At 73.2% G+C, this 14,502-nt stretch carries 12 protein-coding genes and 1 pseudogene; 3 read left to right on the top strand and 10 right to left on the bottom strand.

Annotation, left to right across the window (positions count from 1 at the left end; translation table 11 throughout):
* Positions 1 to 33: 33 nt before the first annotated feature.
* Together ACLJQF_RS10065 and ACLJQF_RS10060 are read right to left on the bottom strand one after the other, a co-directional pair.
* The gene (locus tag ACLJQF_RS10065) at positions 34 to 1,245 is read right to left on the bottom strand and encodes an AI-2E family transporter (RefSeq protein ID WP_410607976.1); all 1,212 of its coding nucleotides are present in this window, start codon (positions 1,243 to 1,245) and stop codon (positions 34 to 36) included.
* Positions 1,246 to 1,393: 148 nt separating this feature from the next.
* Positions 1,394 to 2,493, bottom strand: a pseudogene (locus tag ACLJQF_RS10060) (epoxide hydrolase family protein).
* Between the two features lie 63 nt (positions 2,494 to 2,556).
* On the opposite strand from ACLJQF_RS10060, the gene ACLJQF_RS10055 reads away from it, so the two are divergent.
* Complete coding sequence (locus ACLJQF_RS10055; protein ID WP_410607975.1) at positions 2,557 to 3,507, top strand: helix-turn-helix transcriptional regulator; 951 nt, start codon at positions 2,557 to 2,559, stop codon at positions 3,505 to 3,507.
* Positions 3,508 to 3,543: 36 nt separating this feature from the next.
* Here the strand turns inward: ACLJQF_RS10055 and ACLJQF_RS10050 are convergent, their stop codons facing one another.
* The 4 genes from ACLJQF_RS10050 to ACLJQF_RS10035 all read right to left on the bottom strand — a co-directional run bounded on the left by ACLJQF_RS10050 (position 3,544) and on the right by ACLJQF_RS10035 (position 6,218).
* A complete protein-coding gene (locus tag ACLJQF_RS10050; RefSeq protein WP_410607974.1) occupies positions 3,544 to 4,032 on the bottom strand; it encodes a hypothetical protein in 489 nt (162 codons plus the stop codon).
* Positions 4,033 to 4,041: 9 nt separating this feature from the next.
* On the bottom strand, positions 4,042 to 4,698 hold the full coding sequence (locus tag ACLJQF_RS10045; RefSeq protein ID WP_410607973.1) for a DedA family protein: 657 nt from the start codon (positions 4,696 to 4,698) through the stop codon (positions 4,042 to 4,044).
* 204 nt (positions 4,699 to 4,902) lie between these two features.
* Complete coding sequence (locus tag ACLJQF_RS10040; RefSeq protein WP_410607972.1) at positions 4,903 to 5,283, bottom strand: bacteriophage spanin2 family protein; 381 nt, start codon at positions 5,281 to 5,283, stop codon at positions 4,903 to 4,905.
* Entirely contained in the window at positions 5,283 to 6,218 is a 936-nt protein-coding gene (locus ACLJQF_RS10035; RefSeq protein ID WP_410607971.1) for a TerC family protein, read from the bottom strand. The genes ACLJQF_RS10040 and ACLJQF_RS10035 overlap by 1 nt, the downstream gene beginning before the upstream one ends.
* A gap of 185 nt (positions 6,219 to 6,403) precedes the next feature.
* Between ACLJQF_RS10035 and ACLJQF_RS10030 the strand changes: the two genes are divergently transcribed.
* Positions 6,404 to 6,694 (top strand): helix-turn-helix transcriptional regulator, encoded by a 291-nt coding sequence (locus ACLJQF_RS10030; protein ID WP_410607970.1) that lies wholly within the window; start codon positions 6,404 to 6,406, stop codon positions 6,692 to 6,694.
* A 14-nt stretch (positions 6,695 to 6,708) separates the two neighbouring features.
* Here the strand turns inward: ACLJQF_RS10030 and ACLJQF_RS10025 are convergent, their stop codons facing one another.
* Entirely contained in the window at positions 6,709 to 9,312 is a 2,604-nt protein-coding gene (locus ACLJQF_RS10025) for a hypothetical protein (protein ID WP_410607969.1), read from the bottom strand.
* A 250-nt stretch (positions 9,313 to 9,562) separates the two neighbouring features.
* On the opposite strand from ACLJQF_RS10025, the gene ACLJQF_RS10020 reads away from it, so the two are divergent.
* Entirely contained in the window at positions 9,563 to 12,421 is a 2,859-nt protein-coding gene (locus ACLJQF_RS10020) for a LuxR C-terminal-related transcriptional regulator (RefSeq protein ID WP_410607968.1), read from the top strand.
* Between the two features lie 57 nt (positions 12,422 to 12,478).
* Here ACLJQF_RS10020 and ACLJQF_RS10015 read toward each other — a convergent pair whose 3' ends face one another.
* Genes ACLJQF_RS10015 through ACLJQF_RS10005 form a run of 3 tightly spaced genes read right to left on the bottom strand, consistent with a single transcriptional unit; the run spans position 12,479 to position 14,407 of the window.
* Positions 12,479 to 12,673 (bottom strand): hypothetical protein, encoded by a 195-nt coding sequence (locus ACLJQF_RS10015; protein ID WP_410607967.1) that lies wholly within the window; start codon positions 12,671 to 12,673, stop codon positions 12,479 to 12,481.
* Between the two features lie 10 nt (positions 12,674 to 12,683).
* Positions 12,684 to 13,475, bottom strand: a complete 792-nt coding sequence (locus ACLJQF_RS10010; RefSeq protein WP_410607966.1) for an ABC transporter permease — start codon at positions 13,473 to 13,475, stop codon at positions 12,684 to 12,686.
* Positions 13,472 to 14,407, bottom strand: coding sequence for an ATP-binding cassette domain-containing protein (locus tag ACLJQF_RS10005; protein ID WP_410607965.1), 936 nt, complete (start codon positions 14,405 to 14,407; stop codon positions 13,472 to 13,474). Before ACLJQF_RS10005 ends, ACLJQF_RS10010 begins: the two co-directional genes overlap by 4 nt.
* Positions 14,408 to 14,502: the final 95 nt, after the last annotated feature.

Below are 14,502 nucleotides of genomic sequence, written 5' to 3'. Positions count from 1 at the left end.
CGTTCACCCGTCAGCCGTTCACCCGTCAGCCGTTCACCCGTCAGCCCGGAGCGGGGCGGACAGCAGGGCCTCGGCCCAGCGGGCCCGCGGGTCGACGTCCACCAGCAGCGCTTTGGCCAGCAGCGTCGCCGGGACGGCGAGGACCGCGCCGAGCGGGCCCAGCAGCCAGGTCCAGAACACCAGCGCCAGCACGGTGACCAAAGTGGACAGACCGACCGAGCCGGCCACGAACCGCGGCTGGACCAGTGACTGCACCACGAAGTTCAGCCCGGCGTACACGACGAGCACCACGAGCAGGTTGCCCCACCCGCCGTCGAGGAGGGCGATGACCGCGGGCGGGGCGACCCCGATCACGAAGCCCACGTTCGGGATGTAGTTGGTGACGAAGGCGAGCAGCCCCCACAGGAGGGCACCCGGGACGCCGAGCAGGGCGAGCGCGGTCGTGTCGAGCGCCGCCACGAGCCCGCCGAAGACGGTCGTCACGACCAGGTACCGCCGGGTGCCCGACGCGAAGCCGCGCAGCGCGGCGGAAATCCACGGCCGGTCCCGCGCGATCCGGCCGAGGCGCTGCCCGGCCCAGGCGGTTTCGGCGCTGAGGAACAGCAGGAGGGCGAAGAGGAAGGCGAGGTTCGTGACGAGGCCGCCGACGCCGGCGAGCAGGGAACCGGCCAGGCCGACGAGTTTCCCGGTGTCGAGGGACGACAGCATCGCGCGCAGTTCGGGCTCCCCGACACCGAACCGGCCGAGGACGGTCAGGCCGTCGTGGAGCAGTTCGTCGACGCGCCCGGTGTAGCGGGGGAGCAGGGTGGACAGCTGCGCGACGGACACCACGAAGACGAGGAAGAAGCCGACCAGGATCGCGTAGACGGTCACGACCAGCACACCGACGGCCAGCCAGCGCGGCAAACCCTTGCGCCGCAACCAGGCCCGCACGGGATCGAGGGTGATGACGACGACCAGGGCGAGGAAGACCGGCCCGGCGAACCAGGCAACGGCCCGCACCCCGCCCAGCACGACCACCGCGGCGGCGGCGCCCAGCAGCACGACGAGCGCGCGGGGCAGCGGGGCACCGCCGGTCCCGGACCCGGTCTCGGGAGGCCACGGAACCGGCGGCGGTTGCGCGCCGCGGCCGAAGCGGTCGGCGAGTCCCCGGAGCGGGTGACGCGCGCGCCGATCCCGGCCCCGGCGCCGCCGGGGCTTGCGGAACCGGTGAGCCGGGACATCGGTGAGCGTGGCACGCACCATGCGAACCTCCGGAGACGAGCGGCGGCCATGCCACGGTGTCGTGGTCCGGGTGTTCCGGCTTCACCCGGTGCGGGGGAAAGCGAGCGTGGACTGCCACCGAGTGTCCTGAATGACTCATTCAGGACCTCCGAGGTCCTGAATGAGTCATTCAAGACGTTCCGGACCGCTCCCGGACGTCGTCCACCAGCAGGTCGGGCGCCTTCATCGCCGCGAAGTGGCCGCCACGCGAGAACTCCGACCAGTGGACGATCGTGTGCAGCGGGAACACCGCGACCCCGGTCGGCACCGGGGACCGCTCGCTCGCGCCCCACGCGCCGGCGTGCGCGGTCTCGTAATAGCAGTTGGCCGACGACCCACCCGTGCCGGTCAGCCAGTAGAGCATCACGTTGGTGAGCAACAGGTCCCGGTCCACCGCGTCCTCCGGCAGCTCGGCCGCCGGGTCGGTCCACTCCTTGAACTTCTCCACGATCCAGGCCAGCTGGGCCACCGGCGAATCGTGCAGCCCGTGCGCCAGCGTCTGCGGCCGGGTCGTCTGCAGCGCCACGTACCCGGCCTGCTCGGTACTCAGGTACTCGAAGTGCTTCAGCCGCGCCTTCTCGGCCTCGGTCGGCTCGACGCCGTCGTCCGGCGGGCCGAACGCGGCGAGCCCGTTCGCGTGCACGCCGACGACCCGGTCCGGGTTGAGCCGGCCGAGTCCCGGGCCGACGACGGCGCCGGTGTCGCCGCCCTGTGCGCCGTAGCGGTCGTAACCGAGCCGGTGCATCAGCTCGGCGAACGCGCGGGTGATCCGGCCGGTGTCCCAGCCCGCCTCGCGGGTCGGCCCGGAGAAGGCCGTGCCGGGGATCGAGGGGATCACGAGGTGGAACGCCTGCCCCGCGCTCGGGTCGGTCAGCGGGCCGATGACGTCCCGGAACTCCACGATCGACCCGGGCCAGCCGTGGACGAGGATCAGCGGCAGGGCGTCCGGCTCGGGGGGGAGCGGACGTGCAGGAAGTGGATGTCCTGCCCGTCGATCTCGGTGACGAACTGGGGGAACGCGTTCAGTTCCCGCTCGTGCCGGCGCCAGTCGTAGCCGTCGCGCCAGTACCCGGCCAGCTCCTTGAGGTAGCTCACCGGCACCCCGCGGCTCCAGCCTGCCCCGGGCAGGTCCGCCGCCCAGCGGGTGCGGGCGAGCCGGCCGCGCAGGTCGTCCAGGCCGGCCTGGGGGACGTCGATGGTGAAGGGCCGGATTTCGTCGTTGTTCTGCATGTCTCCCACCCTGGGAGCCGGTTAGGTCAGGTTCGGTCCTAGGCGACCGGCAGAATGACACTCATGTGGGATACCTCGGCGCGGCTGCTGCGTCTGCTTTCGCTCCTGCAGACCCGGCGGGACTGGTCCGGAGCGGAACTGGCCGAACGCCTCGACATCACCCCGCGGACCGTGCGCCGCGACATCGAACGGCTGCGCGCGCTCGGCTACCCGGTGCTGGCCAGCGCGGGCACCGCCGGCTACCGGCTGGGCGCCGGCGCGGACCTGCCGCCGCTGCTGCTCGACGACGACGAGGCCGTCGCCGTCGCGATGGGCCTGCGCACCGCGGCGGGCGGCTCGATCACCGGGATCGAGGAGACGTCGGTGCGTGCCCTGGCCAAGCTCGAGCAGGTCCTGCCGTCGCGGCTGCGCCACCGGATCAACGCCCTGCGGTCGGCGACGGTGCCGCTGGCGAACACCGGCCCCACCGCCGACCCGGACACCCTGACCGCCATCGCCGCCGCCGTCCGCGACTCGGTGCGGCTGCGGTTCGGCTACCGCGCCCACGACGGCACCGAAAGCGTCCGCACCACCGAGCCGCACCGGTTGGTGCACACCGGGCGGCGCTGGTACCTCATCGGCTGGGACGTCGACCGCGAAGACTGGCGCACCTACCGCGTCGACCGCCTCGAGCCCCGCACGCCCACCGGGCCGCGGTTCACCCCGCGCACCCCGCCCGACCCCGATCTCGGTGGCTACACCTCACGCGCGATCTCGACGTCGGCCTCCCGCTACCAGGGCCGGTTCACCCTGCACGTCAGCGCCGAGACCGCGGCGGAGCGGATCGCGCCCACCACCGCCGCGCTGGAGCCGATCGACGGGCACAGCTGCACCCTGCGCGCCGGCTCCGACTCGCTCGACGAGCTGGCGATCTACGTCGCCGGCAAGGGATTCGACTTCCAGGTGCACGAGCCACCGGAGCTCGTCGACCACGTCCGGGCGCTGGCGGCCCGGCTGGGCCGGGCGGCCGGCTGAGCCGGGGTGGCCGCGGCCGGGGCTGCCCGACCGGCTTCAGTGGGCGAGCAGCTTCACGCCCACGACGGCGAGGGCGATCGCCACCTCGCCGACGAAGAGCAGCAGCTTGGCCGGCCACCGGACGGTGGTGCGCCGCGTCGCGAGCAGGGCCAGCGCGGCGATGGTGAGTACCAGCGACAGGGCGGCGATCCACAGCGCGGTGTCCAGCGGCAGCCAGCCGAGCGCCGCGGCGCCGACGCTGAGTACGGGCAGCAGCGCGGTTTCCAGGACGTGGCCGGTCGCCGCGAGGATGTGGCGGAGGTCGTCGCCGCGCGGGAAGCGGCCGTGCGTGATGCGGTGTGCGCTCACGTCGGCGAACCCGCCGGCCAGGCAGAGGGCGCCCATCGCGGCCCCGATGTCGGCGACGGCTTCGCCCGCGGACGTGCCGGCGGTGTAGTTCAGCAGGAGCAGCACGGTCGACAGGCCGACCAGCGTCGCGTACACGCGTTCCCGCAGGGCGGACACGGGTGCCGCAGGTGCGTTCATGCCCGAACCTTAAACGGGCTTGCGTCCCCGGACCCGGCGGACCACGAACACCCCGATGGCGACGGCGATCGCGGCGAACACGACGTACTGGAAGATCGACGCATACCGCTCGACGACCGGCCAGTGTTCGCCGAGCAGGTAGCCCGCGACGACGAACCCGGTGTTCCAGATCAGGCTCCCGGCCGTGGTGTAGAGCAGGAACCGCCCGAACGGCATGCGCTCGACCCCGGCGGGCAGCGAGACGAGGCTGCGGAAGACGGGGATCATCCGCCCGAAGAATACGGCCTTGCCGCCGTGCCGGGCGAACCAGGCGGCGGTCTTGTCGAAATCGGCGGTCTTGACGAGCGGGATCCGGCCCACGAGCCGGCGCGTGCGGTCGTGCCCGAGCCGCAGCCCGAGCAGGTAGACGACGACGGCACCGGCCACCGACCCGAGGGTGGTCCAGAAGAGGGCGCCGCCGAGGGTGAAGGCACCCCGCCCGGCGGCGAACCCGGCGAGTGGGAGGACGAGTTCGCTGGGGAGGGGCGGAAAGAGGTTGTCCAGCCCGACGACGAGGGCGGCCCCGGGCCCTCCGAGCGACTCCATGAGCCCGACGGCCCACCCGGCCACCCCGGTCAGCTCCCCGGCAGGGGATGCGGTGGGGGACGCGGCGGGGGACGCGGTCATGGAGGCTCCAGGGTGGGTGTCACGGTCGGCGGGGTGCGCGCGGTGCGTGGTCTGCCGCGGCTGTTCCAGCGCCCCAAGGCGGCCTTGGTTGCGTCAGACGCACCGAAGGCCGCCTTGGGTGCGTCTGACGCACCGAAGGCCGCCTTGGGGCGCTTGGGTCGGGGGAGCGTCCTGATATGGCCGGAGAAGGCGAGGGGGCGGGGCTCAGCCGGCGCAGGCCTTGGTCAGCGCCGCCACCTGGTCCGCCTTCTTCCCGACCCAGTCCGCCGGCCGCTTCACCAGGTCGTCCACCGTCGTCTCGCGCATGGTCGTCGCCAAGCCGTTGATCGCGTCGGCCGCCGTGGTGTTCGCCGCCTTCGAGGCCAGCCCCGTCAGCTCGTCCGCGGCCGCGTGGGCCCGGTCGGCCGCGGCCTGGGGGTCGGTCAGGTCCGGGTTTGCGGTGGCGATCCGGACCGCGTCCGCGCAGACCGCCGCCGTCGAGGCCGCGTTGCCCACCTGCCCCGCCGTCTCCGCGACGCCGCAGCCGGTGAGGGCCAGCACCGCGCCGCCGGCCAGCACAGCCGTCGTGAAGCGAGTGAAGTTCATCATGATCCTTTCGAAGAAACGTCAAGCCGGGTACGAGTGCGGAGCAGGCTGGCGGTGACCGCCGTGGCGAGGATCGCCGCGACCACGCCCAGCGAGAGCGGCGTCGGGATCTTCCAGACGTCCAGCAGCAGCATCTTCACGCCGACCCAGACGAGCACCAGCGCCAGCCCGATCTTCAGGTACACGAACCGGTGCATCACGTCGGCGAGCAGGAAGTACATCGCCCGCAGGCCGAGGACCGCGAAGGCGTTCGACGTGAACACCAGGAACGGTTCCTGGGTGACCGCGAAGATCGCCGGGATCGAGTCGACCGCGAAGACGACGTCGGTGACCTCGATCAGCACCAGCACCGCGAGCAGCGGCGTGGCCACCCAGCGGCCGGCCTGCCGGACCAGGAACTTGCCGCCGTGGTCGCCGTCGGTGGACGGGACGATCCGGCGGAAGACCCGCAGCACCACGTTCTGCTCGTAGTCGACCGTCTCGTCCCGGTGCAGCGCCATCCGCACGCCGGTGAGGACCAGGAAAGCGCCGAACACGTAGAGGATCCAGGCGAAGCTCGCGATCAGCACCGAGCCCGCGGCGATGAACGCCGCCCGGAACACCAGTGCACCGAGCACGCCGTAGAACAGGATGCGGTGCTGGTACTCGCGGGGGACCGCGAAGTAGCTGAAGATGATCGCGAACACGAAGACGTTGTCGACGGCCAAGGACTTCTCGATGACGTAGCCGGCGAAGTACTGGCCCGCGAATTCCGCGCCCCAGACCCACCAGACCACGGCGCCGAAGGCGAGCCCGAGCACCACCCACACGCCGGACCAGGCCAGCGCCGACCGGACGCCGACGACGGGTGACTTGCGGTGCGCGGCCAGGTCGATCGCGAGCATGGCCAGGATGACGCCGAGCACGGCGGCCCAGGCCCAGATCGGGACGGTCACGAGATACTCCTCCGGTTCGGTGACGAACCGGAGGTCTCCCCGGTCACCCGAAGGTGACGCCGGCACCGGGCTGCACACGTGCAGCCGTATTGACGATGCCGGACCGGGCGGGTACTCCCCTCCGCTACGTCCAGAATGACGAACTGGACTTCGTCTGTCAAGTTCGGACGGTTAATGTGACGGGTATGGCTTCGTGGACGTTCCTCAGCAACCACGCGCACGTCCTGCTCTGCGTGGCCGCGGATCCCGACCGGACGCTGCACGACATTGCCGAGCGGGTCGGGATCACCGAGCGCGGCGTGCAGCTGATCCTCGCCGACCTGATCGCCGAGGGCTACCTGGAGCGCGAGCGCGTCGGCCGGCGCAACCACTACAAGATCCACCCGGAAGGCCGGTTGCGGCACCCGTTGGAGGCACACCACCGGATCGCCGACCTGGTCGCGGCGCTTGGCATCGAACCCGCGACCCCGGCGTGAACCTGCGTGCAGATTCAGCCGTCGGTGTACTGGCCGTTCAGGATCGCGGTCGCCAGCTCGACGCGTGACCGGTAGCCGGTGCGCTGGAACAGCCGCGACAGCCGGCCTTCGACGCTCTTCTCACCGGTCTGCAGCAGGGTGGCGATCTGCCGATTGCCCAGCCCTTCGGCCACGAGCACCGCGAGCAGCCGCTCGTTTTCGGCGAGCGTCGTCTGCCGTCCGGGCACGTGCACGCCGTGGTGGCGCATGAGGGTGCGCGACCAGGAGCGGCTCATCAGCGCGTCCATTTCGCCGAAGATGGCGTAGGACTCCGAAAGCGCCGACGGCTCGCTCAGGCCGTACCGCACGAACCGTTCGAGGGCGACGGCCTGCTCCAGCGGCTGATCACGCAGCCGCAGCAGGCTCATCGCCCCCTTCGCCGCGACCGGGTCGTCGTGCACCAGCGCGTGCAGGGTGAGGCGGTTGAACTCGGCGCGCTCGGTGCCCATCCGCGCCGCCACTTCGCCCAGCTTCCGCAGGTACTCCGGCAGCCGCCCGGGCCGTTCGGTGCGGACGGCGATGTCGGCCAGCGCGATCCACAGCAGGTCCGTGTGCGCGACCACGCCGTTCTCGCCCGCCTGGCACACCGCCGCATGCAGGATCGACTCCGTCCGCGCGTTCTCGCCGTGCGCCCGCTCGTACAGCGCCTCCGGGATCGCCAGCAGGTGCGGCATCGCCGGTCCACGGGACCGCGCCGTGGCGAGCAGTTCCCGGGCCCGCGAGAGCCGGCCGCGGCACAGCTGGATGGTCGAGGCCAGCTGGAACATGACGGTCTGGCCGGGGTCGCAGCCGCCCGCCGCGCTGGCGGCGATGTGCTTGCGGGCCAGCTCCATGGCCGCGTCGAACTCGCCGTCGCCCACCGCCATGATCATCCGGCTCGGCGTGCTCAGCCGGACCGGGACGTTCAGCAGCTGCCGCGCCTGCCGCAGCTCGCTCAGCGCCACCAGCGCTCCGGCGAGGTGGGCCAGTTCGCCGGACGGCCGTTCCCCGGCCTCGATCCGGCGCCTCAGTTCGGCGACCTCGTGGTCGAACTCCGTCCGGTCGCCCAGCCACAGCCCGACGACGGACCCGAACCGGCGGACGGGCGCCGCGACCCGGGCGGCGCCGGGGTCGGCGCGGATCCGCCGGACCAGTTCGTGCGCCTCGCGCCAGCGGCCGAGCAGGGACAGCGCGAACGCGCGGGCGACCAGGCCTTCGAGGGAGGTGTCCGCGCCGGCGGCGAACTCCGCCAGTTCGTCCCGGCGGCCGGACTCGGAGAGCGCCGTCAGGTGGAGGAATCGGACGTCCGGCCGCTCGTCCCCGGCGTGCGAGCGCACCACCGCTTCGGCGGACTCCAACGCCCGGACGGGCTGGCCGCCGTCGAGGCCGATGCGGGCGTGGAGCAGCAGGATCTCGGTGCGTTCGGCCGGGTCGGTGGTGAGCTCGGCGGCCGCGCGCAGCCACGTCAGTGCCCGTTCGCCGGAGCCGGCCGCCGCGGCGCAGGTGCGTAGTTCCGTGGCCGCCCGGCCGGGGTCGACCAGCCGTCCGGCCTCGGCGAGCCGGTCGGGCAGGTAGCCGGGGTCATCGCAGCGTGCTGTGCCGGACCACAGGGCTTCGACGGCGACCTGGGCGAGCCGCCGCTGCTCGTAGGGGCCCAGGGCCCAGGTCAGCGCGATCGCGACCAGCGGCTGCCGGAACGTCCAGCTGTCCCGGGCCGCGGCGTGGCGCAGCAACCCGGCCCGCGCCAGCTCGCCCAGCTCGTGGCGGGCCTGGGCTTCGGACGTGCCGAGCGCGGCGGCGGCCAGCCGCGCGGCGGCCGGGCCGAGCGGGCCGAGCACGGCGATCGCCTTCGCCGCGGCCCACGCGGTCGCGCCCCGGCGGCGGATCGCCACGACGAGCTCGTCCTGCTCGGACAACCGCGGCGGCTCCAGCTGCCGGGTGGGGTAGGCGTGCCGGTCCACGACGCGGAACATGTCGCGGTCCCGGCCGATCCGCAGGGCCGCCTCGACGACTGCCGGCCAGCCCCGGGTGACCTGCCACAGCTGGTCGTAGAGGTCGGGTTCCGGAATCGCGCCGAGCAGGGCGGTGACGAGCGCGGGCAGCTCGGCGCGGGGGATCGGGCGCAGGTTCACGTGGTGGAGCAGGCCGTCGCGGTGCAGCCGGGTGGCGCTCTCGCGGAACGCCGCGCGGGTGGCGGCGGGGAGCGGGAGCGCGATGGTGCACACGCAGGCGGACTTCGTCGTGGCCAGCTGGCGGACCAGCGTGTCCAGCGATCCGATGCCCTCGGCCGGCAGCAGGTGGACGTCCTTGAGGACGAGCAGCGTGCCGGTGGTGGCGCGCAGCACCGCGGCCGGGGGGACGCGGTCGAGGAGGGCCGCGCCGGAGGCGGAGCCGGCGAACGCGAGGTCGATCACGCGGATCTGGGCGAACCCGGCCGGGTCGGCGGCGAGGTGGTGGCCGAGGTGCGCTACGACCGCCCCGAGGTCGACGCCGGCCGGCCCGGCGAGGACGGTCAGCACCGGATGGCCGGGCGAGCGGAGCGCCTCGACGACTTCGAGGGCGACCCGCTCGGACGGCGGGACGAATCGGTCAGACTGCACGCTTCTCGCTCTGCTGGTTCGGGGTCGGGTCAGATTAACCGCCGGCCGCCGGGACGCCGTCGCTGGCCGGGGAGGCAATCCTGTTGGTAAACAAGGGAAGTCTCGATGATCGACGACATTCGACCCGCCGAAGATCACTCGAACGGGTGACGTTCCACTTCGGACGGGCCAGGCTTCGGCGGTGCGACAGCGTCCCGGACCAGGGTGGCTGGTATCACTCCGACGGGAGGATGTTCCCCCCGGCCGGGTGATGACTGTCCACATGCGTGATCGACTATTTGAGAAACGGTCCCCGAATGGGGTAAATCTCATCCCACTTCGGGCTGGACGGCGTAATGAACGTGGCACACTCTCGTCACCCGAGGGAATGGCGGCCGCGGACTCCGGTCCGGGCCGGTGGGCGGGAAGGAGACGGCCGGTGAACCGGGACTGTGAGGTCTTGCCGGGGCGCGGCGAGGAGCTTGCCGCGCTCGAAACGGCCGTGGGGCGGCCCGTTCTCGTGGTGGTCAGGGGTGCGGCCGGCGCGGGCAAGACGGCGTTGCTCGACGCGGTGCGGCGGAGGTGGCGCGACCGCGGAATGAAAACTATTCACATTCGCTTTTCGGCAGGCGATCCCGACGAATTCGGCGTCCGGGCGGTACTCGCGGCCGTCCGCGACGAATTCGGTCCGCGGTGCGCGGCGAGGGCGGATCATCTCTGCGCGCCCGGCGACACCGATTGTTCATCTTCCGGTTCTGTATTGTTCACCGAGCTGACCCGCGTGTTCGGGGCGCTCCGCCCCGCGGCGGTCTTCTTCGACGACCTCGATGCGGTGCCGAACCCCGGCTTCACGGTGGCGGCGGCGCGGTACGCGGGGTGCACCGTCCTGGCGGCCTGCCGCGCGTCCGTCGAGCCGGCCTTGCTGAGCGCGCTCGCCGACGAGGTCGTCGACCTGCGGCCGCTGACGGACGGCGAGGTCGACGAGCTGCTCGCCGCCGACGGGCCGGTGGATCCGGCGGTGGCCCCGGAGGTGCGGGCGGCGCTGGGATCCCTGAGCGGCAACCCGGGCGCGGTGCTGGCGATCCGGGAGGGACTCCGCCGCGACGGCCGGCTCGTCCCGGTGCGGGGAGTGTCGTGCCTGGCCGGTCCGGCGGCGCCGCTTGCGCTGCCGCCGGACCACGAACTCGTGCGGCAGGTCGTCGAGCTGCCGGCGCCGGCGCCGGAGCTGGTCGCGTTCGCGGGCACCGGCGGGTTCCGGGTGGACGACTTGCTGTCCCTCGCGGAGGCGGCGGACTGGGAGCCGGCGGTCGCCGGCCGGGCCGCGGATCGCCTCGTGGAGACGGGAGTACTGGGCTGCGACGACCGGGGCGCGCTGTTCGTGCCCTGCCCGGCCTTGGCGACCGCGGTGCGGAACGTCGTGGGGGAGCGGCGGGTGCGAGTGCTCCACGCGCGGCTGGCGGGGCATCTGCTGGGTGGGGTGGGGGAGCCCGGGTTCGCTGCCGATCAGGCCGCGCCGGGAAACCCCGGACCGAGCGCCGCCCCGGATGTTCACGCGAACGCGGCCGGGCATCCCCTCCTCGGGACGCGAGACCCCGCGCTCGTCGCGGAGCACATCGCGCTGGCCGGTCCCGAACTGCGGGTCGGGCCCGGCGTCGTTCCGCTGCTCGTGCGGGAGGCGGCCCGCGTGCTGCCGTCCGATGCCGCGTCGGCCGCCCGGTGGTACCGGGCCGCTCTTGCCCACTGTGCCACTCACGATCCCCGCCGCGTTCCCGACCTCACCCGGTTGCTGCTGCGCCTGCTGGTGCGGATCGGCCGCTACGACTGGCTGCGGGAGGTCGTCGCCGAGTCCGTCGACGGCGGGATTTCGGCGGGGTACGAACTCGCCGTCGCCGCCGCACTCGCTGCCCTGCACACCGGTGTTCCGGTGCCACGGGCGGTCGCCGAACGGCTCGCGGCCGAACCGGCGAGCCGAGCGCCGCTCGAATTCGCCGGGCAGTGGTTCGAAGGCCGCGAAGTCATCAGCCTCGACGGGCTGGTGGCCGCCTTCGGAGCCTTCCGGCTCGGGGACGCTCCCGACGCCGCGCCGGTTCGGGACCAGCTCGAGATCTGGGCGGGCCGGCATGATCTCGTCGCCCTGTTCGGCTTCCTCTTCGGTGACGAATACGGCGCTCCGGACGACGGGCCGCTCGCGCTGTACCACCGGGTCATCACGGGCTACCACCGCGGCGCCTGGGCCGAGGTGCTGTCCGCCTGCCGGGCGCTCGAGCTGAATGGGCAGCCGACCACGCCGGGCCACGCTCTGGCGCGCCTGTTCGCCGCGGAAATCCTGTCCTGCGAAGGGGAATCCCGGCTTGCTGCCGGCTGGCTGGCGGCCATCGGCGACTGTCCGTTCCCCGCCATGGCGACCTGGGTCGAGACCGGGCTCCGGTGGCGCAGCGGCCGGCTGCCCGAAGCGATCGAAGCGGGCTGGCTGGGCTACGCCACCGCGGCGGAGGAGGCCGAGCGGGGCAACGTCATCGGGCTGCACTGGCTGCTCGTGCGGCTCGCGATGCTGGAGTCCGAGGCCGGCAACGCCGCGAAGGTGGCCGAGCTGCGGACCCTGACCGGCCGGTGGTACCGGCGCTACGGCGGCCGTCGGCTGAAGATGGCCGACCTGATGGTCGCCGGCCTGGCCGGAAACGATCTCGCGAGCGCGCTCAGCGCCGTCGAAGCCGTGCGCAGCCACGACAACCAGAGCGAGCTGATGCGGGCCTGCCTGATCGCCTCGTCCGTCGCCGACGAGCCGCGGCCGTGGCTGCACGAGGCCTACGACATCGCCCGGCGCCTGGGGGGTGACCTGCTGCGCCTGACGATCAAGGCGCGGATGCGCGAACGCGGCGTGCCCCCGCCCCGCCGGCCCGGTGCCTCGGACGACCTCTCGCCGGTCGAACTGCGCGTCATCGGCCTGATCCGGCAGGGCCTGACGAACCGGCAGATCGCCGGGACGCTGCAGGTCAGCGAAAAGACGGTCGAGAGCCACCTGACGCGGCTGTTCGCGAAAACCGGCTGCCGCTCCCGCCTCGACCTGGCGACGGCCAGCATCGAGGGCCGGCTGACCGTCTCCGGCGCCGACCGCAGCGGCACGGCCTGACCGGCGCACCCGGCTCGCCTGCCCGGGGACACCCGGCCCACGGCAGGAGCATGAGCCTCAGCCGGCCCGCACTCCGAGCAGCTCGCCGACCGACAGGTCCGCCTGCGGTCCCGGCACCGGCGGGCCCACCCGGCCACCGCCGCCGTGGGCGAAGAACTGGTCGCAGATCGCCGAGACCGGGTGTTCCGGTCCGGCGAGCGCCAGCGGCTGCGGGTCGCGTGCGCTGTTCACCGCGGATTCGACGACGTTCACAATGCTCTCCTCAAGGGGTGTTCGCCGCGGCCGAGCGGAAGACCCGCCAGGCCGCCGTGATGACGACGGCCAGCAGGACCGCCATCGTGATCAGGGCCACCGGCACCGCGTGCACGACGGCGATGCTGTGGCCCGTGTCGGCAACCGGGTTGCCCCACAGGCGGCGGCACGCCGTCGACACCGTGCTGACCGGGCTCCACGACGCGATCGCGTGCAGCCAGCCCGGCAGGCCGTCGGGCGGGACGAATGCCGTCGACAGGAACGAGCCCACCACCAGCACCAGACCGGACATCGAACCGACCGTGGGCGCGCTGCGGAACCACAGCCCGGCCAGGATGCCCGTCCAGGACAACAGGAACGCCAGCGCGAGCAGCAGCCCGAACCCGGCCAGGCCGGGCAGGAGTCCGGTGTGGACGCGCCAGCCGAGCAGCCAGCCCACGGCGGAGGCGATGGCGATGCCCGCCGCCGTGAGCAGCAGGTCGCACAGCGACTGGGCGAGCAGCACCGGCACGCGCCCGATCGGCAGGGACCGGAACCGGTCGACCAGGCCGCCGCGCAGGTCGTCGGCCATGGCGATCGCGCTCGTGCCGAAGCTCGCCAGCGCCACCTGGGCGCCGACGCCGGCCATCATGAAATCGAGGTAGCCGGCGCCGCCGGGCATCACGATCGTCTTGTCGAGCAGGTAGCCCATGACGACCACCATCGTCACCGGCGTCAGGGTGACCGCCAGCAGCTCGCCGGGCGACCGGCGCAGCCGCAGCAGCCGGCGGCCGGTGAGGGCGGCCGTTTCGGTGAGCATCATGCGGACTGGTCCTTCCCGGTGAGCGCGAGGAAGACGTCGTCGAGCGACGGACGGCGGACGGCGAAGTCGGCCACCGCCAGCCCGGCCCGGCTCAACGCGGCCGCGGCCGCGGCGACCGTGGCCATGCCGTCGTCGAGGGGGAGCGAGATCCGGCCGGCCGCCGGGTCGGCGTCCGTGGCCGCCGGGCCGAGTGCGGCCACCGCGGACGGGACGTCGGCCGGCTCCGCCAGCGTGATGCCCAGCCATTCGCCACCGACCTTCCGCTTCAGCTCCTCCGGGGTGCCGTCGGCGACGACGGCACCGGAGCCGAGGACCACGACCCGGTCGGCCAGCTGGTCGGCCTCTTCGAGGTACTGGGTGGTCAGGACCACGGTGACGCCGTCGCGGACCTGCGCCCGGATCTCCGCCCACAGCAGCTGCCTGCTCGCCGGGTCCAGCCCGGCGCTCGGCTCGTCGAGGAACACCACCGCGGGCCGGGTGACCAGGCAGCACGCCAGGTCGAGCCGGCGGCGCATCCCGCCCGAGTAGGTGCCCGCCGGCCGGTCCGCGGCCGCGGTGAGGCCGAACCGGTCCAGCAGTTCGGCCGCGCGCGTGCGGGCACCCCGCTTGCCCAGCCGCAGCAGCCGGCCCAGCAGGACCAGGTTCTCGCGGCCGGTGAGCTGCGCGTCGACGGCGGCGTACTGGCCGGCGAGCGCGATCCGGCGCCGGACCTCGTGCGGCTCGCGGACGACGTCGAACCCGGCGACGCGCGCGGACCCGCCGTCGGGCGCCAGCAGGGTCGCGAGGACGCGGACGGTGGTGGTCTTGCCGGCGCCGTTGTGGCCGAGCAGGCCCAGCACGGTTCCGGCGGGCACGTGCAGATCGACGCCGCGCAGGGCCTCGTGGCCGGGATAGCGCTTGCGCAACCGGCAGGTCTCGACGACCGCGTCCACTTCGGACCCCTTTCCTGGCGGATACCCCGATCCTCGCCGGGCCGGCACTGGCATGGCGCCAAGCCCGCTTTTGCGGTTTGCCAGTCGCGCGCTTC

It is taken from the genome of Amycolatopsis sp. lyj-109 (assembly GCF_046548995.1).
Taxonomy (GTDB): Bacteria; Actinomycetota; Actinomycetes; order Mycobacteriales; family Pseudonocardiaceae; genus Amycolatopsis.
Note: the sequence above shows the minus strand (reverse complement) of the source record. Positions and strands in the feature narration are given on the sequence as shown.